The following is a 24,416-nucleotide window of genomic DNA, read 5'->3' as shown; positions in this document are numbered from 1 at the left end:
TTTTGTGATAAAAAGATTATGAAAATATAAAAAAATTGAAAAATATTCAACCTGCTCCGGTGCTCCCCTGCATTCTTTATGATGATCTCACAAAATCGCGTTGCTCCCCTCTGTTAAGCCTGTGGGTCTGTGGGTGAGACGAATAACTTGATGGAATAACCCAGCCAACCCCAATAACAGAACCGTCAACCAATCACCCCAACGCACGTATAAAGTGCGAGTTTCCCGCTTGTAGATAGTTTCAGCATGAGTTGCATAAGTGTTATGTCCAGATATCCATAAGGTGTGACCGTGGGGGTCAACAAAGGCGGAATATCCGGTATTAGTCGCCCGCACTGACCATCTATCGGTTTCAATAGCCCGCATCATATCCAAGGCGTGATGTTGAAATGGCATAGAGGGGCTGTAATGAGCATCGTTAGAAGCACTGAGAATAAATTGCCCCCCGGTAGCAGCTTGACGGCGAAATATTTCGGGGAAAGCGGAGTCATAACATATACCAACTATAGCCCGACCAAAGGGGGTATCAAATATCTGGTTGGTTTTCCCTGGTACTTGGTGAGCATCCAGAGGTGATAAGCGCCCAATTATACCGCCTAAAATATCCTCAAAGGGTATATACTCCCCCAGTGGGACTAATTTAGTTTTGTCGTAACGGCTGAAAATTTCACCTTTCCCAGTGAAGGTAAATAAACTATTTGTATAACTGGTTCCCTGTTCTCCAAAAGCCCCAACCCAAGCAACTACGCCCTTTTCTTTCACTGCTTGCACTAAGCTAGTGTTGGGGAGGTCGCGCTGGAAATAGGGTAAAGCTGCTTCTGGGGTCAGGACTGCATCAACACCTTGGTCTACTAGATTGTAATATCCGGTGGTGTAACCTGCTAAAGCCCGCCGCAAACCTTGGGGTATAAGTTTTATTTCGTTGGGGATATTACCTTGGATGATTCCCACCTGCAAAGCTGCTGCTGGTGGTTGGGCGATGGGACGGCTATATAAATAAAATCCCAACAGGTGTAAAGTCATGAATAGTGAGATGGCGATCGCCAAGTGTTGCTTGACCACCCGACCAGGGGAGGAACTTCTACTGTGGCGGTTAATCCATGCTTCTGCAATTAAACCATTGACTGCAACTATGGCGGCGGTAACAGTGTTGGGTCCTGATAGTTGACCCAGGTGTAAAATTACGAGGTTGTGGGGACTTTGTGTATAAACCAAGGAACTCCACCACAGGGGTCCAGCACTCCAAAGACTTTCTAATCCGCACCAAATAGCCGTACCAAATAGAACACGTAGCCCCGATTTTTTCCCCCCCCAACGAGCCATAAGCGCCCCCCACAGGGTGAGGAGCAACCCCCCAAGTAGGCTAATAAATGACCAACAAAACAGGGTAATTGCTAAACTTGGTAACCAAGGAACGCCCAACCAGTTCATGGGATGAATCCCAGTAATCCAGGATAGGGCGACACCATGATAGCCAACACCCCAGGCGAGTCCCAGGAGGGGGGGAGATGCAGGAGAGGTAAAAACTAACACCCACAGGGGGGCGAGGGCAACCCAGGCGAAAAACCATGCACCCACGGGGGCTACGGTTAGCCCCATTAATACACCACTGGCGCAGGCGATCGCATAGGGGAGTAAGTTTTTTACCCTTTCCCTATATTTTTTACTCAGCTGCTTCCACATCTTCACCGGTATCAGGAGGAACTATAGCTACACCATTAATGGCATCATCTTCATCCAGACGCTGCACTCTCACCCCAGTGGCTGATCGCGATTGTATGGAAATGGCATTCACCGCTTGACGGATGATTATACCACGATTAGTCACCATCATAATTTCATCGTTATCATTGTTAACAATGCGTAAGGTGGCTAATTGGTCTTTAATCTTACGGTTTTTGAATTTGGTAGCCATTAAACCCTGACCAGCGCGGTTTTGCAGTCGGAATTGGGCGACTGGTACGCGCTTACCATATCCGCCCATGGTAATCACTAACACCCAAGGACCAATAATACCGTTACTTGGTACTTCTAGGGATTCCTCCTGGATGTCTATGTCTGCGTTGTCTATGTCTGCGGTTTCCTCTGTATTCAGGGTGTCCAGAATGGCGGCTGGGAGTATATCCATCCCTACGAGTTCATCGCCATTTTTTAGTTTCATGGCTCTGACTCCCCGAGTGGCTCTACCCAGAGGGCGTAGCTGTTCATGGGTACATCGAAAATGAATCGCCATCCCTTGACGAGAACCCACTAATATGCTGTCCTCTACTCTAGCTCGGCGTACCCAGCGCAGTTGGTCGCCTTCTTCCAGAGAAATAGCAATTAAGCCGTTAGCTCTGATGTTACTAAATGCAGCTAGTTCGGTTTTCTTAATATTGCCGCCTTTGGTGAGCATAACTAGATATTCTTCACTGCTAAACTCATCTACGGGGACAATTGAGGTAATTTTTTCTTCCTTGGGAATGGGTAGCATTTGCACAATGGGTGTGCCGCGACTGGTACGGGAACCTACAGGAATTTGATAAGCTTTTAAACAGTAGACGACACCGCGATCGCTAAAGAATAAAACACTGTCATGATCGCAGCAAGTTAAGAAATGCTCAATGGTATCATCATCTTTGACCTTAGCGGCGGCTTTCCCTCTGGTAGCGCGGCTTTGGGCTTCAAAGGTGTTGACAGGCATCCGTTTGATGTAGCCTTGTTCTGTGACTAAAATGATCGCTTTTTCGTTAGCAATCAGGTCACGCTCATCTATATCGCCTTCACCGGGTAAAATTACTGTACGCCGGGGTGTTGCAAAGCTGGTTTTTAGCTGAGTGACTTCGGTTTCAATGATTTCTAGTATCCGTTCTCGTCGGGCTAAAATATCCTGTAAATCGGCAATTTGGGTTTGTAAATCTGCGTGTTCTTGACGGATTTTATCTGCTTCTAAGGCTGTTAAACGCCGCAGCTGCATCTGTAGGATAGCATCGGCTTGGACTTCTGACAGGCCGTAATTTGTCATTAACTCGGCTTTGGCTGTGGGTGCGTCGGGTGCATGACGAATTAAAACAATAATTGCATCTAATTGAGATAAGGCAATTAATAACCCCTGGAGGAGATGATCACGAGCTTCGGCTTTTCGCAGTTCGTAGCGGGTGCGTCTGGTAATTGATTCAACGCGGAAATCTAGGAAGACTTCTAAGAACTTCTTCAGGGTGAGGATTTCCGGTTTACCATTGACCAGGGCCAGCATATTCGCCCCAAAGTTAGCTTGGAGGGGGGTTTGCTTGTAAAGGTTATTGAGGACTACACGGGGGTAAGCATCCCGCTTCAATTCAATCACGATTCTCATCCCATCGCGATCGCTTTCGTCCCGAATATCTGCAATTCCTTCCAGACGCTTTTCATTCACCATGTCGGCGATTTTTTCAATCAACCCCGCCTTATTAGTTTGGTAGGGTAACTCAGTGATAATAATTGCTTCTCTATCCGGTCGTCCTCGTTGTTCTACGGTTTCAATGGTAGCCACACCCCGCATAGTAATAGAACCGCGTCCAGTGGTGTAGGCTTCCCGAATCGCTGCTGTTCCCAACACCTGGGCCCTGTGGGGAAATCTGGACCGGGAATATACTCCATTAATTCCAGGTCAGTGATTTCAGTGTTGTGAATCAGCGCCACCAAACCATCAATTAATTCTCCCAAGTTGTGCGGGGGGATATTGGTAGCCATACCCACAGCTATACCGGAGGAACCATTGAGCAATAATTGGGGGATGCGTGATGGTAATACTGTCGGTTCTTGTTGGGAACCGTCGAAGTTATCGATAAAATCTACAGTTTCTGATTCAATATCTTGGAGGAGGGACAGACTAGTTAAAGCTTGTAACCGACACTCTGTGTATCGCATGGCCGCCGGTGGGTCATTATCTACCGAACCAAAGTTACCATGTCCGTTAATCAGGGGCGATCGCATGGAGAAGTCCTGGGCCATGCGTACCAAAGCATCATAGACCGCTGTATCACCGTGGGGGTGATATTTACCCAAAACTTCCCCAACTACACGGGCGCATTTACGAAATGGGCGATCGTGAGTCAGTCCCAGCTCGTGCATTGCGTAGAGGATGCGACGATGCACAGGTTTGAGACCATCCCTTGCATCTGGGAGCGCCCGACCCACAATCACACTCATGGCGTATTCCAGATAAGACTGGGACATTTCATTGCGCAGGTCTGTGGGGATAATCCTCTCCTGTGAGGTTGTCATAATCTAAAAAACTCCAAAAAATGTAGATTTTAGCCCTTACGCTTGTTGCCAGCGTCAAATTATTCTGAATTAATCTTGAATAATTTCCATATTTTTGTTAACATTATAACATATAATCTCATCTTTTGCACCTAAATTAACCAGCTAAAATATCGAGAAATAAACTGGAAAACTAGACTTTTTGCCTATGGTAATATAAAAAACATTATGAATGTGTTTTTAGTAACTATTTTATAGGAAAAAATAACTAGAAACATCTCATTTATAACTAATAGTTTATATTCAAATTAATTGCCAAAAAAAAGTTATTTTAGCCAGAAGATAGTCCTTCGATCCTAAGCAGTCTTACATCTGTAGTTAATCAACTTTTTCCCATACTGGAAATAAGACAGAACAGCCATAGATTAGAAACAATAATAGTAAATAAAGCCTTTTTCAGGCTCATGAAGTACACACCAATTCCCTATTCCCTGTTCCCTGTTCCCTCTTCCCTGTTCCCTCAAACTAAAAAAAATTGTACCTCACGAGCATGGGAAATGCTATATATTACCATTGAGGTATGGGGAAAATAGGAATTTAACTCCCACTGATAGTACCCCCTAACTACCACATATCTTAAGGTGAAGAGTAGGAGTTAAAATAAATTGCCATGAATCACCAAAAAGTTTTCAACTCAGGGGAAAAAGCTCACCCAGAAGATGCTGCATCTCAATTAAGTCCGGAGGTGCTAGACATGATCAAACATCCTCCCAAAATGGATGATGTCATCCGCGCCCAATCGCCAGCGGAACGGAGGGGGAACCCTGCTTTAGTACCGGAGATGCTAGAGCAACCAATTGATGAAACTCTTGAGGAGCATGAAGGCTAGAGCAACAATCAGGATAGAATAACCCAGAGTATTCTGCTGTGTCTCCTTATGCTATCAGTCATTTATTCTGATGAGTTTCTAGACCACAAAACTGGAAGATATCATCCCGAAAAGCCGGAACGCTTGACGGTAATAGTCAATGCTCTCAACTCAGCCACCTTTGGGGAAAAAATTACTTGGCTTACCCCTACGCCAGCATTAGAAAGGCCATCGCTTATACCCACACTGCTCAAAGCCCATGATCTAGCCTACATCAACAAAGTTAAAGAAATTGCCGCCAGTGGAGGGGGTTATTTAGACGGTGATACACCAGTTTCTCCCCGCAGTTATGATGTAGCATTATTAGCAGTAAGTGCCTGGTTGGATGGGGTGGATACTGTACTCACCTGTGCTAACCCGGCTTTTGTCTTAGCACGTCCACCGGGACACCATGCTGAACGTAATACTGGTATGGGCTTTTGTTTATTTTCCCATGCGGCGATCGCCGCTTTATATGCCCTGGAACAACCAGGAGTTAACCGCGTCGCCATTCTCGACTGGGATGTACATCATGGCAATGGTACCCAGGCGATCGTCGAAACTCACCCGCAAATTGCATACTGTTCTTTACATCAGCATCCGTGTTATCCCGGTACTGGGAGAGCTTCTGAGAAGGGATTATATGATCATGTCTTGAATTTACCGATACCCCCTGGTAGTAATATCACTGTATATCAGCCACTCATAGAAACTAGGGTAATACCGTTTTTAGCTGAGTTTCAGGCAGATTTACTGATTGTCAGTGCTGGTTATGATGCTAATCAGTCAGATCCTTTAGCCAATATTAATTTACAGCCTCAAGACTATGCCTTATTTACAAATGCTTGTCTGGGACTAACTCGGAAAATTCTCTTTGGTTTAGAAGGTGGTTATGATTTTACCTCCCTTTCCCAATCTGTATTAGCCACTATTGAAACCTGCTTAATTTAACTTAATATATCTTCTAGGGTGCGTCAGACCCTGTGAATTGTGGAAATCAAGAGATTTTTGATATCTGACGCACCTAAATATTAATTTATATATATTTCTGTATTCTAGGTCACAAAAAATGCATTAAATTCATCTCATGTCCAGAAAAAAAAAATCTCTTTACCCCTATAAACTGTCTAAAGTTTTGTTAAGATGCTAATGAAAGTCATTGTTCCATGAGAACTGTTAAATCAGGAAATGGAAACATGAACACTAACAACAGCACAGAGTTGAAAAGGTGAAATAATGAGCACCTATATGTTTTTTGAAGATGCCCTGAGAATGTTTGCTAATATCTATTTGCTATCAGCAGTCATGCTCATAGCAGCTTCTGGTGTTGGTTTAGCAGTGATAGAAACCATTGAAAAAACAGGAGAACGCTAAATAAACCCTCAAAAATGCAAGTTTTACAGACAGACCACATCTACTGGGAAATCACTGTAAAGCTACAGTAACTTAATTTTTACTAGCGATCGCCTTGCAAAACCCCACTTCATGGAATTGAAAACTATAATTCTCTGCGACCCTCCAAGGCTCTAGCTAGTGTCACCTCATCTGCATACTCCAAATCGCCCCCCACGGGTAGACCAAAAGCAATACGTGTCACCTTGGTAAATGGTTTAAGTAGCTGACCGATATACAGGGTTGTTGTCTCCCCTTCTATAGTCGGACTAATAGCCACAATCACCTCTTGGATTTTTTGTTGACTCACCCGCTGCACCAAAGCTTGAATAGTTAGCTGTTCTGCTCCAATACCATCCATAGGGGAAATCACCCCACCTAAAACGTGATACTTACCTTTATATTCGCGGGTTTTTTCCAAAGCAATCACATCACGAGAATCAGCTACCACACAAATAGAGGTATTATCGCGGTTAGGATGACGACAAATTTCACAAACAGGATCAGCAGATAGGTGAAAGCAAACAGAACACAAGCCTATCTGCTTTTTTGCATCAATCAAGGCTTGTGCTAAGGCTTCTACTTCGGCTTCGGGACGTTTTAAGATGTGCAACGCCAATCTTTGGGCTGATTTGGGACCAACTCCTGGTAGGCGTTGCAACTGCTCGATTAACCGTGCTAAAGGACGTGCGTAAACCGTGGTTTTATCTCCTGTATTTTCTCATCATCAACTATGATGACATTTTTCCGGTCATGTTTTTAGATTGTGCGATCGCTTCGTCAGCTGGAGTAATTAGGTTAAAAAACAAAAAAAGCCCCCTATCTCTAGGAGGCTTTTTTCGATTCAGCTAAAGTTTATGATTAGCCGTTGATTGCAGGAGCAGTCAAAGCAACAGGAGCAACTTCACCAGCAGCCAAGTCTAAGGGGAAGTTGTGAGCGTTACGCTCGTGCATTACTTCCATACCCAGGTTAGCGCGGTTGATGACATCAGCCCAGGTAGCGATGACGCGACCTTGAGAGTCAATTACTGATTGGTTGAAGTTGAAACCGTTCAAGTTGAACGCCATGGTGCTTACACCCAAAGCGGTGAACCAGATACCGATTACAGGCCAAGCAGCTAAGAAGAAGTGTAGTGAACGGCTGTTGTTGAAGGAAGCGTATTGGAAGATTAAGCGACCGAAGTAACCGTGAGCAGCTACAATGTTGTAGGTTTCTTCTTCTTGACCGAACTTGTAACCGTAGTTTTGAGATTCGGTTTCGGTTGTTTCACGTACCAAGGAGGAAGTTACCAAGGAACCGTGCATTGCAGAGAACAAAGAACCACCAAATACACCAGCTACACCCAACATGTGGAAGGGGTGCATCAAGATGTTGTGTTCTGCTTGGAACACGATCATGAAGTTGAAGGTTCCAGAGATACCTAAAGGCATACCATCAGAGAAAGAACCTTGACCGATGGGGTAGATCAAGAATACTGCGGTAGCAGATGCCAAAGGCGCAGAGTAAGCTACACAGATCCAAGGACGCATACCCAAGCGGTAAGATAGTTCCCACTGACGACCTAGGTAGCAAGCGCAACCAATCAGGAAGTGGAAAATTACCAACTGGTAGGGACGACCGTTGTACAACCACTCATCTAAGGAAGCTGCTTCCCAGATTGGGTAGAAGTGCAAGCCGATGGCGTTGGAGGAAGGAACAACAGCACCAGAGATGATGTTGTTTCCGTAGATTAAGGAGCCAGCTACTGGTTCGCGGATACCATCGATGTCTACAGGAGGAGCAGCGATGAACGCGATGATGAAGCAGGTGGTAGCAGCTAGGAGGGTGGGGATCATGAGTACGCCGAACCAACCGATGTAAATCCGGTTATCGGTGCTGGTGATCCACTCGCAGAAGCGATCCCATACGTTGGCGCTTTGGCGCTGTTGTAAGGTTGTGGTCATTTGTTTATGATTGCTTTTGTTTTAATGAGTTGAGTAGGTAAGCTTGCCTACTTGAATACTACCTTAGAGCAAAAGTTTTGATTTGTAAAGGGATTTTAATTAAAGTTTTCTGATGAACAAGATTTGTATTTCTAATGAATCGCATCCCAGACACGATTCAATCAGGTTTCATCAACCAGGGGCCACTCCATGGGTCTTCCTCCCAGGATATGTAAATGTAAATGGTAGACAGTTTGACCACCATCAGCGCCGTTATTGATGACCACACGATAACCGTTGGTTAATCCAGCTTCTGCGGCCACTTGTTGGACGGTTAATAGAAGATGTCCTAAAAGAGCTTGATCCTGAGGTTCAGCATCGGCTAATTTAACAATGGGTTTTTTGGGAATCACCAGAATATGAACTGGTGCTTGAGGGTTGATGTCTTTGAATGCTAGGGCTAATTCATCTTCGTAAACAATATCTACGGGAATTTCCCGGCGAATTATTTTGCTGAAAATTGTGTCGGTGGTTTCGGTCATAGGGATTTAGCTACTCATCTGCTAAAGATTTTAGTCGATCGCTTGAATTTTCCGCTCATATAAAATTGTCTATGTGGTTTCACTCATGGCAATATACTGAGTAATGTGCTAAAAGGTGAAAATACTGAATATATATAGAAAAAATGCTTGCTAGAGTCTGGAGTGCATCTATTGTAGGCATTGATGCCGTCAAAGTAGGCGTGGAAGTCGATGTCTCAGGGGGTTTACCGGGGATTGTCGTTTTGGGACTACCAGATTCGGCTGTGCAAGAATCTCGAGAAAGAGTCAAGGCGACATTAAAGAATGCTGGTTTTGCGTTCCCCATGCGGAAAATTGTGATTAACTTGACTCCCGCAGATTTACGCAAAGAAGGGCCTTGTTTTGATTTACCCATTAGTATAGGGATTTTGGCGGCTTCAGAACAGGTGAGTCCTGATTTATTGGGAGATTATCTTTTCCTGGGTGAAGTCTCTCTAGATGGTAGTTTACGCCCTGTGGCTGGGGTTCTACCCATTGCAGCTGCAGCACAAAAAATGGGAATTGCCGGTTTAGTGGTTCCGGCGGATAATGCCCAAGAGGCAGCAGTAGTAGAAGAATTGGCTGTTTACGGTTGCACAAATCTCGCCGATGTGGTACAACTATTAAATAATCCGGAAGGATATAAACCTGTAAAGCCAGAAAATTTACAGGGGTTACCAAAAACGCCTTACGCCGGACCAGATTTAAAGGATGTCAAAGGACAGGCTCATGCTCGTCGGGCTTTGGAAATTGCGGCGGCTGGTGGTCATAATTTAATCTTTGTCGGACCGCCGGGGAGTGGTAAAACTATGTTAGCCAGACGGTTACCAGGAATTTTACCACCTTTGCAGTTTGCCGAGTCCCTAGAAGTGACTCGGATTCACTCTGTAGCGGGGTTATTAAAAAACCGCGGCTCCTTAGTGCGCGATCGCCCCTTCCGCAGTCCTCACCATTCAGCATCGGGACCTTCTCTAGTTGGAGGTGGGAGCTTTCCCCGTCCAGGAGAAATTTCTTTATCCCATAGAGGGATTTTATTTTTAGATGAGTTAACGGAATTTAAACGGGATGTTTTAGAATTTCTGCGCCAACCCCTAGAGGATGGCTATGTGACAATTTCCCGCACCAGACAATCTGTAATGTTTCCGGCGCAGTTTACCTTAGTAGCTAGCACTAATCCCTGTCCCTGTGGTTACTATGGCGATACTATTCAACCATGTACCTGTTCACCGAGACAAAGGGAAAACTATTGGGCGAAGCTTTCGGGTCCGTTAATGGATCGCATTGACTTACAAGTGGCAGTGAATCGCTTAAAACCGGAAGAAATTACCCAAGAACCCACAGGAGAGGCTTCGGCTGCAGTTTTAGAAAGAGTCAAACAAGCGCGAGAAATCGCTAATACCCGTTTCCAATCCGAAGCAAATCTGCGTTGTAATGCTCAAATGCAAAGTCAGCATCTGCAAAAATGGTGTAAGTTAGATGATTCTAGTCGCGGCTTATTAGAAGCAGCAATTAGAAAACTGGGGTTATCAGCCAGAGCCAGCGATCGCATCCTGAAAGTAGCGCGGACAATTGCAGATTTAGCCGCAGAAGATGAAATTAAAGCCAATCATATCGCCGAAGCAATTCAGTATCGGACTATCGACAGAATGCAGTGAAATTTTTTGCCTATTAAACTGTAGAATATGACAGTTGTATTCTGCCGCGAACGTTGATTGAGCGTTATACTTTGCCCGAAATGGGCAACCTGTGGACTGAATCTTACAAATTAAAAACCTGGCTACAGGTAGAGATTGCAGTTTGTGAAGCCCAAGCTGAACTGGGTTATATCCCTGCTCAGGCAGTGGAGGAAATTAAAGCTAAGGCGAATTTTGACCCGAAGCGAGTGTTAGAAATTGAAGCTGAAGTCCGTCATGATGTCATTGCCTTTTTAACTAATGTCAATGAATATGTAGGTGATGCGGGACGCTATATTCATCTAGGGTTAACTAGCTCCGATGTCTTAGACACAGCTTTAGGACTGCAATTAGTTGCTAGCCTGGATGTAATATCCCAACATCTGGAAAATTTGATTCAGGCAATTCGCCAAAAGGCGCGAGAACACCGTAATACAGTCATGATTGGCCGTTCTCACGGTATTCACGCTGAACCCATGACCTTTGGTTTTAAGTTAGCTGGATGGTTAGCAGAAGTGCTGCGCCATCAACAAAGGCTCAAAGTCCTACGGGAAACCATCGCCGTGGGTAAAATTTCCGGTGCAGTGGGAACCTATGCTAATATTGAACCACGGGTGGAAGCCATCGCTTGCCAAAAACTGGGACTCAAAGCTGATACAGCCTCGACACAAGTTATTTCTCGCGATCGCCATGCCGACTACGTGCAACAATTGGCCTTAGTTGCTGCATCCATTGAACGCTTTGCCGTAGAAATTCGCAACCTCCAAAAAACAGACGTTTTAGAAGTTGAAGAATTTTTCGCCAAAGGTCAAAAAGGCTCCTCAGCAATGCCTCACAAACGCAACCCCATCCGTTCCGAAAGGCTAACAGGAATGGCGCGCCTAGTCAGAAGTCATGCGGGAGCAGCCCTAGAAAACGTCGCCTTGTGGCATGAACGGGACATTTCCCATAGTTCCGTAGAACGGGTGATTCTACCAGATGCTTGCATTTTAACACACTTTATGCTAGTTGAAATCACAGAACTGGTAAAAAACCTGCTAGTCTATCCAGAAAACATGGCGCGGAACCTCAACTGTTACGGCGGTGTGGTGTTTAGCCAAAAAGTCCTACTAGCCTTGATAGACAAAGGACTAAAACGAGAAGAAGCCTATGGGATTGTCCAAGAAAGCGCCCATGCTGCTTGGAACAAACCAGAAGGAAACTTCCACGACCTCATCACTCAAGACCCCCGTGTAACTCAAAAGTTATCACCCGCAGAAATTGCTACCTGTTTTGACCCACAACAACACCTGCGGCATTTAGATCAAGTTTACCAAAGACTAGATATTTAGAAACAAGTAGGCACAGACCACCACCAGAGCAAAGAGAAAGGGACAATCAAAAGTTTTCCTTCTCTTTGTTCCCTGGTGCGGTTCCCAAAAAAAAGATAAAACCCAGAATCAATACACCTCAACTCTAGCCAAACCATAGGGAACCTCGCGAGCAAAGCCCACATGGTCACCAGAAACTTGATAGTGGAACACTCCCTGGGGTGTCGGTACAAATCCTAAATCCCTGATAGCAATTTCTATGTTAGTTCCCGAAGCCACAGGTTGAGCAAAATTGATTTTCAAGCTGTCCTCTTCCCTAGAAACCTCTGCATCAATAGTTGCACCCGACTCATCAGTGACCTGAATATTATCACCAATATCCATAAGTTCCGACGGACGAATAGTAACGCTAGATAAAGGTTGTTCACCAGTATACAGACTAATGTAATGCCTATCAGTTAAACCAGTAGTACCGCTAATCCGAGGAGCATTCTGATCATACTCGATTTCTTGACCCTGAGCTATAGCGGGAACACCCATAGATGCGATCGCTAAACTTAAAGTCCATAAGCAAATCAATTTTTTCATCATCCAACTCCAATAAATAGAATTGTTCAGAATCAATCAACCTCACAGAAGACAGATCCCAAAAACATTGATCTGTGGTTAATTAATTCCGACAATTTGTGGAGACAAAAGAACTCAGTCATCTGAGAACCTGTTAAATTTCAAGTTACAAAACTTAAAAATAGATTACGTCTTACCAACGGGATATTTAGTGCGCAGTTATCATCTGAAAGTATGATTTTAATAGAAGCGGGGGCGTAAAGTGCTACGTCCCCATAGAGAGAATTACTATCACTGCAAAAGGCCAATCAGATGTAGCAAACCATGGCCAGTAACTAGCTCAATCATTAAAGCAATAAAACCAAGCATAGCAATACGACCATTCCAGACCTCGGCGCTGGTAGTCATACCCCATTCCCAGTTCTCCTGGGGATACATTTTCACCTTTTTCTTCATTTGTGCAGCTTGGGAAAGCTTGAAACTGGGCTTTTCCACGGACTCAATTACCAGTTCCGCCAGTGCTTGAATAAATACCGGATGAGTATTAGGAGCTGCAGCACGACGGAAGTTATGGATTCCTACATCTTCGGCTATTTCCCGATATTCAATATCAATTTCTTGCAGAGTCTCAATGTGTTCTGAGACAAAACTGATCGGTACAACAACCAAATCTTTTACACCTTGTGCGCCAAGTTGTTGCAGCGCATCTTCAGTATAAGGCTGGAGCCATTCTACCGGACCCACACGACTTTGGTAAGCTAATGTATAAAGATTGGGTCGATTGAGAGTCTGCATAATTAGAGCAGTACATTCCTCGATTTCTTGCTCATAGGGGTCTCCTGCTTCTTCAACATAGCTTTTCGGCACACCATGAGCGCTGAAAAAGATATGAGCCTCATCGGGGTTGGGACATTGGTCTAGTTCTTGGGCGATGAGTTCCGCCATCACCTGGAGATAGCTGGGTTGTTTGTACCAAGAGGGAATGACAGTATAGTCCGTGGGCTGAAGTTCTGGCTGTTCTCGCCAAAGTTTTTCTAACAGCCGAAAACTAGAACCACTCGTACTAATAGAAAATTGTGGGTAAAGTGGTAGAATTACTAGCTGTTCAATTTTATCTTGAGCAATTTGGGCGATCGCCTCCTCTGTGTAAGGATGCCAATAACGCATTCCTACATAGATATTCACTTCTTGTCCCAAATCACCCAACTTTTGTTTGAGAGCTTCTCCTTGAGCCTCCGTGATTCGCCGCAGTGGGGAACCGCCACCAATTTGCTTATAATTAGCTTGAGATGTTTTGGTGCGCCGTGAGGCAATAAACCAAGCTAGGGGTTTTTGCAGCCAGCGAAACGGTAGGCGAATAATTTCTGGGTCGGAAAACAGGTTATACAAAAACGGCCCGACATCCTCTAACTTATCAGGTCCACCGAGATTGAGTAATAAAACGCCTACACGACTCATAGCAGTTATTTTCCCCCAATCCTTTCAGATTTTGTACTAATGTTAACAATTATATCTTTATTAAATATAAAGCTTTCTAGTCAACAAAGATAGAATGTCAACAATCTTAAAACATTGGTGTCAACTATATCAACGGTTTGACAATGCTATGGCTAAAACAGCTTGCTGTGCGCCGTCATTAGTGGAGACTACCCTAATGGTTAAAAAGTGCAGTTTTTGATAATTAGTTTACATAAAGCCTTTTTCAGTCTCATGAAGTACACACCAATTCCCTATTCCCTATTCCCTATTCCCTATTCCCTGTTCCGGTGTTCCGGTGTTCCGGTGTTCCGGTGTTCCCTCAAACTAAAAAAAATTGTACCTCACGAGCATGGGAAATGCTATAATTTCACATATTGCCATGTAGGTTAAAAATAACGCTGTAATAGACCAATTAACACTTCTGGGGTTTCTAGATGGGGTAATACTCCTGTGTCGGCGATCGCATAAAAATCACCAATTGCGGCTGTATTGAGACTAGCTAAACGTCGCCCTAACTTAATGCTAGTAAATTGTGCCGCCTCTCCCCAAAACATCACCGTGGGAATTTGCAGTTGCTGGATGTACAAACTCAAATCAAAATAGAGGTCTCCCCGTAAAAACGCCAAAGCCGAAAACTTAGCATCAGGCTGTTGTGCTGAAGTTAAATAAGCGGCCACAATTTCTCGAGAAACCCGCTGTGGTTTAGCAAACAGAAAATTTTGCAAAAAATTTCTCACAGCAATTTCATTTTCAGCGCCCAGAGTATAAATGAAATTATCCAATAAGGGGGCATTAATAATTGCTAATGGTAACCTACGTCCACTCCCCTGGCCAAAGTCATCAAACCCAGATGGACACACCAAAAACAAGCTTTGAAATAAATCAGGATAGCTAATAGCCAGACGAATAGTCAAAGCCGCAGTCCAAGAAGAAGCCACCACCGTTACTGGTTGGCGGCAAGTTTGGCGGATAAACTCGTTAATAGTAGTCAAATAATCCCTAATTTGATAATTCCGCACTGGATGAGCAGAAGCACCCCAACCAATTAAATCAGGTGCCAAGACTCGGTGGGTAGCTGCAAAAGCCGGGTAAACCTTAGACCACTCATAAGCAGAAGCGCCACCGCCAAAATTATGCAGAAACAGTAAAGGTGGTAAATCTTCACTATCAGCATTTAACCAGGGTGCATTGGTCTGAGTATAGTAAACCATAGCCCCGAGGGATGTATTAATCACTTTCTCCCCAAAGCCTGGAGGTTGAAACTGCAGCATGATCAATTTTTTCCAGTCAAATGAACCAGTGTATCGAGTTGCTCACCACGAATTTGATAAGCTGTACCAAAACCAATCACAAAACGACCAGCACTAGGAGTTAAGCGAAAAATCCGAAAATCAGGTAAACTGCGGAAAACTGCAATTAATTCTCCAAAACGGGCTTGAAATTCAGCCACAACCTGGTTCCAACCCTCAGTTTCACGCTCCATCAAAGTAGCAGTACAATCAAAACTCAAACGGCGACGGGCAAAAATTTGGTCACATTTAGATTCATCTTCAATAAATAACACACTCACATGAGGATTCACATGGAGATTTTGGGTGTGGGTGGATAGACCACTCACATAGATATAAATATTTTTAGCTTCATCCATCACAAAAGGCGCATAACTGGCGTTAGGTATTCCTTCGGCGCTAACAGTACCAATGATTATACTTTCGACTGTTTGGGGAAAAGTTTCATACTCAGCTTGAGCTTTTTCAATTTGGCTCATAAATTAACGTTTAACCTAAGTTCCAGAGCGATCGCATTTATTGTACTGGCTATCTAGCCATGTGAGCTGAATACACGGTGATAACTGTTTTCACCTCACCCGCAGCTAAGGGTGGGGGCTGGTGATGGTTCGGTTATTATATATGTATGTAACAGTAAAAATTATGAGGACGCGATTGTGGCTGACAAAAATCGTTCTCAATGGGACCTAGGGAGGTTTATTGACACCCTAACCTATTTCGAGGTGTTTCCTTTGCTTAACTGGGTACAGCAGTTAATTAAGGGTCGTCCTAGTGATCATGGAAATCTACCCAATGGAGGAACAAATGTGGGTGTAATACTGGTAGCAGGTGCCACAGGTGGAGTGGGTAAACGAGTGGTGTCGCGACTCTTAGCCGCAGGTCATCAAGTCCGCGCCCTTGTACGGGATATTGACAGAGCCAGGTCAGTACTCAGTAATGATGTTGACTTAGTAGCTGCGGACATCACTAAACCGGAAACTTTAAACCCTATGGTGATGGCTAACGTCAAAGCCGTAATTTGTTGTACTGCAGTCCGTGTGCAACCAGTGGAAGGGGACACACCCGATAGAGCCAAATATAATCAAGGTATAAAATTTTATATGCCTGAGATTGTGGGTGATACTCCCGAAAATGTGGAATATCAAGGTGTGAAAAACCTGGTAACAGCTGCGGCTCAATATCTCCCCCCAGGTAATGAAAGACTCATCTTTGATTTTACTCACCCCTCGGCTGAATTAAAGACTATTTGGGGGGCAGTGGATGATGTGGTTATGGGTGGTGTGAGTACCAGTAATATGCAACTGTTGGAAAATACAGCGGTGTTTGCAGGGAATGTTTCCACGGCTAACTCTGGGGGGTTTGCTTCGGTGAGAACCAAGAATTTTCAACCTCCCTTTGATTTATCTGGTTGCGAAGGTGTAGAATTACGTGTCAAGGGTGACGGTCAACGTTATAAACTCTTTTTAAGAACAGATACTAAATGGGATGGTGTTGGTTACAGTTATTCCTTTGATACTGTAGATAATACTTGGATAAATATTCGTGTTGCTTTTAAAGATTTAGTTCCCGTCTTTCGCGCTAAGGTGCTGCAAGACTGTCCGCCTATTGATACTAGTAGAGTCTCCTCATTTCAACTGATGTTAAGTAAGTTTGAATATGATGGGGCTTTAAATCCCAAGTTCTCCGCTGGTGGTTTTGCTTTACACATTGAATATATCAAAGCATACGGCGGGGAGACTTTACCCCAGTTTGTCCTGGTTAGTTCCGCTGGTGTGACTCGTCCGGGAAGACCAGGAATTAATTTAGATGAAGAACCCCCAGCAGTCAGATTAAATGACCAGTTGGGAGGAATTTTAACATGGAAGCTCAAGGGGGAAGATAGTTTAAGAGCTAGTGGTATTCCCTATACGATTATTAGACCTTGCGCTTTAACTGAGGAAGTGGGGGGTAAGGAATTAATCTTGGAGCAGGGTGATAATATTAGAGGTAAAATTAGCCGCGATGATGTGGCGGAGCTTTGTGTGCGATCGCTAGAGCAATCAAAGGCGCGTAATATGACCTTAGAGGTGAAATCAGGAGAAAATATTGCTAATGATATCAATTGGCAACAGCTATTTTCTCATTTACAGCCGGATTGATCAATGCACCGAGGAGAAACAGACAAAGGAGGTTAGTTATAAGAATTAGCGGTAACAAGTCCATTTATCTATCGCCAAGAACTCTCAATATTCTCGGCACAAATAAGACTCATTACCGCGCTGCTTTGGTTAGCTATCCTAGCAAACTTGAAAAAGCAAGACCAATTAGGCTCTAACCTTCAACAGTCAACTTGCCAACCATACCAGCACCACGGTGAGGTTCGCAATAGAAGGTGTACACCCCAGCAGGTGCGTCTGCGGGAATTGTGGTGGTTTGGCGTTGACCAGGACTCATCAGTAATTGCTTGTGAGACAACCCTTTAGCCAAGTCAGCACTCTTAGCAGGGTTTTGGGCTGGGTCGAAGACAACGTTATGGGGAGGAACTTTGTTGTTTACCCACTCAATAGTGTCGCCTGCTTTAACTTTCAGTTCTTTAGGTTCAAAGGCAGCATTCCTTTGTCGCTACCTAGTTTGACCTGGAAGGTTTCAGCTGAAGCGCTGGGTGTGAAAATGACGAAGCTGCTAACAACTAAAAGAACTGTCAACACCGATAAAGTCAAACGTCGCCAGCTTGCAGCAAATAATTTCATGGCTTTCTCCTAACTATAGTTTTTATTTCCCTTTCCCATTTTAAATAAAATTAACGCCAAAATATGACAATCTGTCGTAGATAAAATTTTTTTTTTACAATTGGCGCTAAATCATGAGCATATCTTGTGTAATTACAGAGAATTACCCGGAGTCTTTACACTCAATAGTTTATGGCTAGATTGACGATTTTCACAGCAGGTTTTGCCAATTTTGAAGTAGGGACAAAATAAATTAATTGTCCCTACATAAACTCCATCCGAAAGGTTTGACCGGGAAATTAGACAGGCTTTTGACTTGATGTGTACTCAGTACCCGGCTAAAAGTTATCTCTTGGGAATTTAGTAATAAATCTTACCGCCTCCCCACTTATCACCAACTATCTTTGGTTGTAGCAGAATATGACCAGCGATCGCCACTAAGTCATCTTCGGTGAGATTTCTCATTTCTGTGAAAATATCCGCACTCTTGAGGCTGGGGTGTAACTCAGAAATTTCCTCTTCTCCATCATAGGTAGTGGGATTTTTCATATAGTCCACCAATCCCTCAATATTATCCCGCTTTGGTGTTGCCAGTGCCAGAGCTTCAGGTTCTAGTCCCACATTTTGGTTAGTCTTGGTAACACCCCCAGCATGACATTGGGCGCAAGCGTATTGAAATAAGCGTTTACCTTCTTTTACTTGTTTAAGGCTCAGTACAACCTGGTCACCCTGGTCATTTAATTTCACTGTTCTAATAGCTTCGTCCAGTTCCAATGCTGTGGCGCCACCGACCGCCAACTGAAACGTCAGCAAAATGGTAACAACAACACCAATTAGTCTTTTAAACATGTTTCCCCTCAAAGATGATAACGCTCAACACAGCTAATAAAGCGATGCTCAATCTCCATCTTGCCATTAGCTCAAGCCCGAAATAGCCCTTGACGTGACCACCCTTCGTGATGTGGGAAGTAATTCCCCTTTTGGCTTTTCTCGGCAATTTCCAGGTTATACAGAGAAAACACTCTTGCTACAGGACGACTGTAGTCTGTTGCTATCTCTGCGGTCAGTAGGTTTGCAAAACCCATAATAGTGATTAGCACAACAGATAGAGATTGAGTCGCTCTAATACCAATATCATGTTCAGAGTCCAATTTGTTGCCTAAAATCTGGTTATAGTTGACTTGGGATCAAAGGCTCATAAGTCAATATCAACTTCATATTATTTAATATTCCCATCAACCTTTTCCCCCGGTAAATGTCGCACCTTGAATAAAGTAGCGGTTAAAAAAACCATAAATCCCCAAAGCCGGTAAAGTGAAGACCATAGAAGCAGCCATAATGTAATTCCAATAGCTGATATATTGACCTTTGAAGCTGTTCAGTCCCAACGGGAGAGTAAACATTTCTGGGTCAAACAAGATGACAATGGGGAGTAAAAAATTATTCCAACTACTCATAAACACAAAAACCGCCTGTGCTGCTAATGCAGGCTTTGCGAGGGGTAAGACAATGTGGCGAAAAATTCCCCAGGTATTTAAACCATCTAATTGACCTGCTTCTTCTAATTCTTGAGGAAAATTTCCAAAAAACTGCCGCATCATAAAAATGAATGTAGCGTTGACCATGGCGGGAACAATCATACCCTGGTACGAATTTAACCAGCCAATAGCTTTCAAAATTAAGAATGTGGGAATCAAGGTAATTTGTGTCGGTACTGCTAACAGTGCCAAAATTAAGAAGAACCAGAAGCGGTTACCCGCAAAACTCAACCTGGCTAAAGCATACCCCGCCATGGAGTTGAAGAGCAAATTTAAGCCCGTGACACTCACAGCAATAAACACACTATTAAAAAACCAACGCCAAAACAGCGGTTCTTGCACAAATATCTGTCGGTAATTATCGAAAGTAAAATTTCTGGGCAAAAAATTTAACTCACCACTAATAATCTCTGATAGCGGTTTAAATGATGCTGACAGCGCCCACAGGAAAGGAACCAAGGTAATTACTGCATACAGCGTCAGCACCAAGTATAACAGTACTTTCCGCCAAGGCAATCGCCTAATATTACTCATGTCCTTTCCCCTCCAAAAATCCGTTGCTGCATCAAAGTCACGGCAATAATGATCACTGCCAGCAGAAAAGCCATGGCCGCAGCATAACCCATCTGTAGATTGCGGAAGACAGCCTGGTAAATTAGTAGTACCATAGTCAAAGTGGCATTATTAGGGCCACCACTACCAGCAGAAAAAATATAAGACTGGTCAAAAAGCTGAAAAGTCCCAATGATGCCAATAGCCACCACAAAAAAAGTTACAGGTTTGAGCAAAGGAATGGTAATATAAATAAACTGTTGCCATAAATTGGCTCCATCGAGTTCTGCCGCTTCATAGAGTTTTTGGGGTATATCCTGCAAAGCAGCCAAATAAATCACCATATAAAATGGTGCAGTTGACCAAATATTCATGATCATAATACCTTTGAGCGCCACTGCTGGGTCACCCAACCAGTTATAAGTAGGCAACCCCACAAAAGCCAGAACATGATTTAATAGCCCATCGGTGTTATAAATCCACATGAATATCAGAGTTAGCACCGCAGAGGATGTGACAGTGGGTAAAAAGAACAAGATACGCCAAGAGTTTTGACCCCGAATACCAGAATTGAGGGTTACTGCCAGCAATAAAGCTAAAATGGTTTGAGATGGTACCACAATTGCCACATATTCTGCAGTATTTCTCAAAGCAATTCCTACCCGTTCATCTGCAACTAAGCGGGTGAAATTGCGAAAGCCAATGAAATCGTACTCAATACCCCCTAGCAGTTGCACTTTGTGCAGGGAAAGAAACACCGCGTAAAAGATGGGGAGGATGACAAAACACCCTAAAACCAATATAGTGGGCATCATAAAGATGTAGCCAGTTAGGGTTTCGGTAAGATTCCATCTGCGATTGATTCGCCGCCAATTCATTTCAAACACAATTAAACCTCCGTCTCTAGTAGTCACCCGGTTGTAGGGATAGGGCGCATGGTCTTTATCCTAGCGCTGGGAAGTTAAACAAAGGATATACAGTTACAACAGAAATTGAGAGCTTAGGGGATGTTTGGAAAGTGTTAAACAGGTAATTTTTATATTAGGGAACAGGGAACAGGGAACACACAAAAAAACAATCAAATCCAGTCCCCTCCCCTTACAAGGGGAGGGTTAGGGTGGGGTCAAACAATAGTTGATACACTCATCATGACTTATCAAACATCCTCTTAATTTAAAGCAGTTTAAAGGAGTATTTCTTACAACCTATCCGACTCATGAAAAATCTGGTATTCTCTCCTTGATGTTGAGTTATAGCAACAGCCAAGGATGTGAGGATCAAAACAGATAATACAAGCAATATAAATGGATAGTTTCAACCCTTTTCCCTGCTCCCTGTTTCTTCCCATAATTCATCAATCAAAAAACACGAAAGTTCCCCAGCCTCAAGGGTGCATTACATTACATAAGTTTGAGTTATCAATTATTGGCTGGTACGAATTTGTGCATTAGCGGCATTTTGTGCGCGGAGCATAGCTGAACTTAAAGGTTGTTGACCAAGTAAAGCACTAATAAACTGATTATCAAAATTATTAGATATAGCAGCCGGATATTGACCTAACTGCCAAGTAGTTGCATAATCTATACCAGCCACCAAAGGCGATCGCAAAGGGTCTTGATCATAACCCAACCTTGCTGCTACTGATGTGCGCGTAGGCAATGCAAACCCTGTCCCCGTCCATTGTGCCATTCCTTCCTTCCCGGTGAGAAAAGAAATCAACTCCCAGGCGGCAGCTTTATGCTGTGACTGCTTATTCATCACATAGGCCACAGTAAACACCATCGTACCCTTTTTATCATTAATAGTAGGTATTTCCGCAGTGGCAAAGTCCAACTGAGGAAAAGTCGTTTCTAAATAAGGAATAGCCCAATTACCTTCAATGACCATTGCGACCCGGTTTTGACCAAACATTTCCGTACCTGAGTTAGTACCCACATCAGTAGCTTGGGCTGAACTCCCATCTTTTTGATACTGGTCTACCACCAACTGCAATCCCCGCACAGCTTCGGGACTAGCAAAAGCAGCATAACCATTCTCATCAACAACCCTTCCCCCAAAAGCAGCAATTTTGTAAGCTTGATAACTCAACTGTGGGGTAACACCAAAACCGTATCTGTTCAACTTACCCGTCAACTGCTGGGAGTAGGTGCGTAATTCATCCCAAGTAGTGGGGGGACTGCTCAAACCCGCGGCTGCAAAGGCTTTTTTATTATAAAAAAGTGCCAGGGTAGAATAATCCTTGGGAAGACCATAAATATCATCTTTATACTTAAAATTATCCAGCAAGCTCTCTTCAAAGTCCTCTAGGTCAAATTCGGGGGTAATGTAAGAATTTAACGGTTCTAGGACATTTTGGCTCATAAAGAAAGGAGCTTCTAGGGATTCCAGATAGAAGACATCCGGCGCTGCTTCCCCAATTAAGCGAGTAGTGATGACATCCATGTATTGGTCAGAAATCACTTCATATCTCACCTTAATGTCTGGATGTTGTAGCTCAAATTCTTTTAGTAACTGTTTTAATAATTGTTGCTCCAGGGGATTACCCGCCCAACCGCTCAGTTTGATAGTGACAGCGGTAGTTGGTGCCTTTAGTAGTGGTAAATTTGGGTAAGTAATCACAACCAAAGCGATCGCCACCACTAGCGCCAAAAATTTCACCCAGCTTTTTCTACTCACAAACAAATACCAGCTCTTTCATCTAACTTATCTCTTCTAGCTGAGTTAATCTATCTTTAAGGAATCTGTATTTTTGTGGAAAAATAGAATATAAATTAACGAATAATTATTCAGAAAAGTTAACTAGGGGATGTAATTTCCTCAATACATGAACTCATGCTAGGGTGTCCTACGGGTAAAAGTAAGCTATGACTTCTGCTAATTTTGAAACAGTTGCATCAGTAACTCTAGAAATCCCCCAGATTAGCTCACCGCCAACAGTAGTTTCTCCGTGTCCTCGAATTGGCAAAAATCAGATTCGCACTAGTTTAAAAGCCTCAACCCTGGATGGAGTGTTTGCAGCGATTTTTTCCCTCAGTACCGGCGGCATTTTACTGAGTAATTTTCTTGTAGAATTGGATGCCAGTCCAGTAGTGTTTGGGATGCTATCCTCAATCCCCATGCTGGTGAATCTCATACAACCCTTGGGCGCTTACTTATCGGAACGTAGTACTAGCCGCTTTCAATATTCCCTACGCACCCATGGAATTGGGCGGATAATGTGGCTGATTTTATTCATAGGTATTGCGTGTTTCCACTTTGGAGGTTTAAACTCCCATCAGCTGGTAGTTTTGACCTTATCAATTGTCCTGATCAGCCATCTTTTTGGGGGACTAGGAAGCGCATCGTGGCTGAGTTGGTTAGGGATGATAGTACCGCGACAACTACGAGGTAGGTATTTTAGTATACGCAACAGCGCTGCCAGTTTGACCAATTTGCTTTGTTTACCTTTGGCCGGTTTAGCTGTATCACATTGGCGAGGGGGGACTTTACAAGGTTATGGAATAGTGCTGCTCATTGGTATTGTATTTGGGATCATTAGTTTGGGATGTCAGTACTTTAAAGTTGATGTCAATCCCAAATTACAAAATACCATCTGTAATTACCGTCAAGAAAAATTAATTAATTCAACTGTAATCACTCCCGCAGCAAACCAGCCGAACATCTGGCAAAACTCTCGCTTTTTCATATTTGTGCTTTATTTCAGCTTTTGGATGTTTGCAGTTAATCTCAGCGCTCCTTTTTTTAGCCTCTATATGCTAGACACGCTGAATTTAGATATCAGTTTAGTATCACTCTACACCAGTTTACAGGCAGGAGCGAACTTATTGATGCTGATTATATGGGGGAAATTGGCAGACAAAATTGGGAGTCGGCGGATTTTGATATTTGTGGGAATTTCGGTGGCGGTAACACCAATTTTGTGGGTAGGAATTAATACTAACTACGTTGACTTTTGGCTATGGCTGCCACTGTTACATATTTTAACCGGAGGTACTTGGGCAGGGGTTGACTTATGTAATAACAATATACAGCTAGAGATTGCACCAGTTAAAAACCAGTCTATCTATTTTGCGATCGCGGCTGCTATGGCTGGAGCCGGGGGGGCTTTAGGTACAACCATTGGCAGCTTGATCGTACAATTTACTAATTGTGGCGGCTTACTGGGATTATTTACCCTTTCTGGTGTGTTGCGCTTAATAGCACTTGTACCACTGATATTTTTGGAAGATGGAGGGAAATAGGGATTGGAGATGGATCTGGTGCATCCCCAATTCCCAATGTTCTCTTATTTAGC

20 protein-coding genes and 2 pseudogenes are annotated in these 24,416 nt (G+C 43.6%); 7 read left to right on the top strand and 15 right to left on the bottom strand.

Features of this window, described 5'->3' with window-relative positions:
• Positions 1-87: 87 nt before the first annotated feature.
• Positions 88-1,683 (bottom strand): apolipoprotein N-acyltransferase, encoded by a 1,596-nt coding sequence (gene lnt, locus AC6IZ0_RS19390; RefSeq protein ID WP_497724448.1) that lies wholly within the window; start codon positions 1,681-1,683, stop codon positions 88-90.
• Positions 1,664-4,245, bottom strand: a pseudogene (gene gyrA, locus AC6IZ0_RS19385) (DNA topoisomerase (ATP-hydrolyzing) subunit A). Before gyrA ends, lnt begins: the two are co-directional and overlap by 20 nt.
• 649 nt (positions 4,246-4,894) lie before the next feature.
• On the opposite strand from gyrA, the gene AC6IZ0_RS19380 reads away from it, so the two are divergent.
• From AC6IZ0_RS19380 to AC6IZ0_RS19370, 3 genes are all read left to right on the top strand, one after another.
• On the top strand, positions 4,895-5,113 hold the full coding sequence (locus AC6IZ0_RS19380; protein WP_271733530.1) for a hypothetical protein: 219 nt from the start codon (positions 4,895-4,897) through the stop codon (positions 5,111-5,113).
• Between the two features lie 48 nt (positions 5,114-5,161).
• Positions 5,162-6,082 (top strand): histone deacetylase family protein, encoded by a 921-nt coding sequence (locus tag AC6IZ0_RS19375; RefSeq protein ID WP_497724446.1) that lies wholly within the window; start codon positions 5,162-5,164, stop codon positions 6,080-6,082.
• A gap of 285 nt (positions 6,083-6,367) precedes the next feature.
• Positions 6,368-6,505: a hypothetical protein gene (locus tag AC6IZ0_RS19370; RefSeq protein ID WP_271733528.1), complete on the top strand. Its 138-nt coding sequence runs from the start codon at positions 6,368-6,370 to the stop codon at positions 6,503-6,505.
• A gap of 124 nt (positions 6,506-6,629) precedes the next feature.
• Here the strand turns inward: AC6IZ0_RS19370 and recR are convergent, their stop codons facing one another.
• The 3 genes from recR to AC6IZ0_RS19355 form a co-directional block, all read right to left on the bottom strand.
• Positions 6,630-7,184 (bottom strand): recombination mediator RecR, encoded by a 555-nt coding sequence (gene recR / locus AC6IZ0_RS19365; protein WP_417006604.1) that lies wholly within the window; start codon positions 7,182-7,184, stop codon positions 6,630-6,632.
• Between the two features lie 200 nt (positions 7,185-7,384).
• The gene (gene psbA / locus AC6IZ0_RS19360; RefSeq protein ID WP_497724445.1) at positions 7,385-8,467 is read right to left on the bottom strand and encodes a photosystem II q(b) protein; all 1,083 of its coding nucleotides are present in this window, start codon (positions 8,465-8,467) and stop codon (positions 7,385-7,387) included.
• Positions 8,468-8,628: 161 nt separating this feature from the next.
• Complete coding sequence (locus tag AC6IZ0_RS19355; protein ID WP_497724444.1) at positions 8,629-8,988, bottom strand: histidine triad nucleotide-binding protein; 360 nt, start codon at positions 8,986-8,988, stop codon at positions 8,629-8,631.
• A 143-nt stretch (positions 8,989-9,131) separates the two neighbouring features.
• Between AC6IZ0_RS19355 and AC6IZ0_RS19350 the strand changes: the two genes are divergently transcribed.
• Together AC6IZ0_RS19350 and purB are read left to right on the top strand one after the other, a co-directional pair.
• Entirely contained in the window at positions 9,132-10,661 is a 1,530-nt protein-coding gene (locus AC6IZ0_RS19350) for a YifB family Mg chelatase-like AAA ATPase (protein ID WP_497724443.1), read from the top strand.
• A 53-nt stretch (positions 10,662-10,714) separates the two neighbouring features.
• Entirely contained in the window at positions 10,715-12,010 is a 1,296-nt protein-coding gene (gene purB, locus AC6IZ0_RS19345; protein ID WP_271733185.1) for an adenylosuccinate lyase, read from the top strand.
• Positions 12,011-12,118: 108 nt separating this feature from the next.
• On the opposite strand, the gene AC6IZ0_RS19340 is transcribed toward purB, so the two are convergent.
• From AC6IZ0_RS19340 to AC6IZ0_RS19325, 4 genes are all read right to left on the bottom strand, one after another.
• Positions 12,119-12,580 (bottom strand): hypothetical protein, encoded by a 462-nt coding sequence (locus AC6IZ0_RS19340; protein ID WP_271733186.1) that lies wholly within the window; start codon positions 12,578-12,580, stop codon positions 12,119-12,121.
• 267 nt (positions 12,581-12,847) lie between these two features.
• Complete coding sequence (hemH, locus tag AC6IZ0_RS19335) at positions 12,848-14,014, bottom strand: ferrochelatase (protein WP_271733187.1); 1,167 nt, start codon at positions 14,012-14,014, stop codon at positions 12,848-12,850.
• 407 nt (positions 14,015-14,421) lie between these two features.
• Entirely contained in the window at positions 14,422-15,306 is an 885-nt protein-coding gene (locus AC6IZ0_RS19330; protein ID WP_497724441.1) for an alpha/beta fold hydrolase, read from the bottom strand.
• A gap of 2 nt (positions 15,307-15,308) precedes the next feature.
• Entirely contained in the window at positions 15,309-15,803 is a 495-nt protein-coding gene (locus AC6IZ0_RS19325; RefSeq protein ID WP_497724440.1) for a HugZ family pyridoxamine 5'-phosphate oxidase, read from the bottom strand.
• A 177-nt stretch (positions 15,804-15,980) separates the two neighbouring features.
• Here AC6IZ0_RS19325 and AC6IZ0_RS19320 point away from each other — a divergent pair, with 177 nt between their 5' ends.
• The gene (locus tag AC6IZ0_RS19320; RefSeq protein WP_497724438.1) at positions 15,981-17,462 is read left to right on the top strand and encodes a CIA30 family protein; all 1,482 of its coding nucleotides are present in this window, start codon (positions 15,981-15,983) and stop codon (positions 17,460-17,462) included.
• Positions 17,463-17,634: 172 nt separating this feature from the next.
• Here the strand turns inward: AC6IZ0_RS19320 and petE are convergent.
• The 6 genes and pseudogenes from petE to AC6IZ0_RS19290 form a co-directional block, all read right to left on the bottom strand.
• A pseudogene (petE, locus tag AC6IZ0_RS19315) lies at positions 17,635-18,053 on the bottom strand (plastocyanin).
• A gap of 339 nt (positions 18,054-18,392) precedes the next feature.
• Positions 18,393-18,881, bottom strand: coding sequence for a photosystem II cytochrome c-550 (gene psbV, locus AC6IZ0_RS19310; protein ID WP_271733193.1), 489 nt, complete (start codon positions 18,879-18,881; stop codon positions 18,393-18,395).
• Between the two features lie 71 nt (positions 18,882-18,952).
• Positions 18,953-19,183: a hypothetical protein gene (locus tag AC6IZ0_RS19305; RefSeq protein WP_271733194.1), complete on the bottom strand. Its 231-nt coding sequence runs from the start codon at positions 19,181-19,183 to the stop codon at positions 18,953-18,955.
• 84 nt (positions 19,184-19,267) lie between these two features.
• Positions 19,268-20,104, bottom strand: a complete 837-nt coding sequence (locus AC6IZ0_RS19300) for a carbohydrate ABC transporter permease (protein WP_497724436.1) — start codon at positions 20,102-20,104, stop codon at positions 19,268-19,270.
• Entirely contained in the window at positions 20,101-21,000 is a 900-nt protein-coding gene (locus AC6IZ0_RS19295; RefSeq protein ID WP_497726108.1) for a carbohydrate ABC transporter permease, read from the bottom strand. The genes AC6IZ0_RS19300 and AC6IZ0_RS19295 overlap by 4 nt, the downstream gene beginning before the upstream one ends.
• A 544-nt stretch (positions 21,001-21,544) precedes the next feature.
• The gene (locus tag AC6IZ0_RS19290; protein ID WP_497724435.1) at positions 21,545-22,798 is read right to left on the bottom strand and encodes an ABC transporter substrate-binding protein; all 1,254 of its coding nucleotides are present in this window, start codon (positions 22,796-22,798) and stop codon (positions 21,545-21,547) included.
• A gap of 188 nt (positions 22,799-22,986) precedes the next feature.
• Here AC6IZ0_RS19290 and AC6IZ0_RS19285 point away from each other — a divergent pair, with 188 nt between their 5' ends.
• A complete protein-coding gene (locus tag AC6IZ0_RS19285) occupies positions 22,987-24,363 on the top strand; it encodes an MFS transporter (RefSeq protein WP_497724433.1) in 1,377 nt (458 codons plus the stop codon).
• Positions 24,364-24,416: the final 53 nt, after the last annotated feature.

This window comes from Anabaenopsis sp. NIES-4685, from assembly GCF_059725405.1.
The sequence above is the reverse complement of the archived record's forward strand: the minus strand, read 5'-3'. Positions and strand labels throughout refer to the sequence as shown.

What these genes read in the sequence shown, in the direction of transcription:
- psbV (WP_271733193.1), bottom strand. Translation starts at nt 18,881, where the DNA reads ATGTTTAAAAGACTAATTGGTGTTGTTGTTACCATTTTGCTGACGTTT.
- AC6IZ0_RS19295 (WP_497726108.1), bottom strand. Translation starts at nt 21,000, where the DNA reads ATGAATTGGCGGCGAATCAATCGCAGATGGAATCTTACCGAAACCCTA.
- hemH (WP_271733187.1), bottom strand. Translation starts at nt 14,014, where the DNA reads ATGAGTCGTGTAGGCGTTTTATTACTCAATCTCGGTGGACCTGATAAG.
- AC6IZ0_RS19355 (WP_497724444.1), bottom strand. Translation starts at nt 8,988, where the DNA reads ATGACCGAAACCACCGACACAATTTTCAGCAAAATAATTCGCCGGGAA.
- AC6IZ0_RS19300 (WP_497724436.1), bottom strand. Translation starts at nt 20,104, where the DNA reads ATGAGTAATATTAGGCGATTGCCTTGGCGGAAAGTACTGTTATACTTG.
- AC6IZ0_RS19370 (WP_271733528.1), top strand. Translation starts at nt 6,368, where the DNA reads ATGAGCACCTATATGTTTTTTGAAGATGCCCTGAGAATGTTTGCTAAT.
- AC6IZ0_RS19330 (WP_497724441.1), bottom strand. Translation starts at nt 15,306, where the DNA reads ATGCTGCAGTTTCAACCTCCAGGCTTTGGGGAGAAAGTGATTAATACA.
- AC6IZ0_RS19340 (WP_271733186.1), bottom strand. Translation starts at nt 12,580, where the DNA reads ATGATGAAAAAATTGATTTGCTTATGGACTTTAAGTTTAGCGATCGCA.
- AC6IZ0_RS19380 (WP_271733530.1), top strand. Translation starts at nt 4,895, where the DNA reads ATGAATCACCAAAAAGTTTTCAACTCAGGGGAAAAAGCTCACCCAGAA.
- AC6IZ0_RS19325 (WP_497724440.1), bottom strand. Translation starts at nt 15,803, where the DNA reads ATGAGCCAAATTGAAAAAGCTCAAGCTGAGTATGAAACTTTTCCCCAA.
- lnt (WP_497724448.1), bottom strand. Translation starts at nt 1,683, where the DNA reads ATGTGGAAGCAGCTGAGTAAAAAATATAGGGAAAGGGTAAAAAACTTA.
- psbA (WP_497724445.1), bottom strand. Translation starts at nt 8,467, where the DNA reads ATGACCACAACCTTACAACAGCGCCAAAGCGCCAACGTATGGGATCGC.
- AC6IZ0_RS19350 (WP_497724443.1), top strand. Translation starts at nt 9,132, where the DNA reads ATGCTTGCTAGAGTCTGGAGTGCATCTATTGTAGGCATTGATGCCGTC.
- AC6IZ0_RS19375 (WP_497724446.1), top strand. Translation starts at nt 5,162, where the DNA reads ATGCTATCAGTCATTTATTCTGATGAGTTTCTAGACCACAAAACTGGA.
- AC6IZ0_RS19285 (WP_497724433.1), top strand. Translation starts at nt 22,987, where the DNA reads ATGACTTCTGCTAATTTTGAAACAGTTGCATCAGTAACTCTAGAAATC.